Annotated in this window: 1 pseudogene; it reads left to right on the top strand. The window is 62.6% G+C overall.

The window, feature by feature from the left end:
- Positions 1–270: pseudogene (locus tag BST12_RS29970) on the top strand (hypothetical protein); the annotation flags it as partial.

Here is a 270-nt window from a genome sequence, read left to right as displayed (position 1 = left end):
TGGTGCGTTCCCCAGAAGAGTTGCAGGCCTTACTGATTGATCACCGCGTCAACGTCCTTACTCAAACGCCGGCGGCATTGGCGATGTTGTCGCCGCAGGGCCTCGAATCCGGAACCCTGATCACCGGCGGTGAGACCTGCCCGGGTGAACTGGTGGACCGCTGGGCCGGCGGGCGGGTAATGGTCAACCAATACGGCCCGACCGAAACCACGATATATGTGGCGATGAGTGCGCCGCTGCAACCGGGCTCAGGAATCGCCCCGATTGGTG

The sequence above is a fragment of the Mycobacterium angelicum genome (assembly GCF_002086155.1).
Classification (GTDB): domain Bacteria; phylum Actinomycetota; class Actinomycetes; order Mycobacteriales; family Mycobacteriaceae; genus Mycobacterium; species Mycobacterium angelicum.
This window is presented reverse-complemented; position numbering and strand designations above follow the sequence as displayed.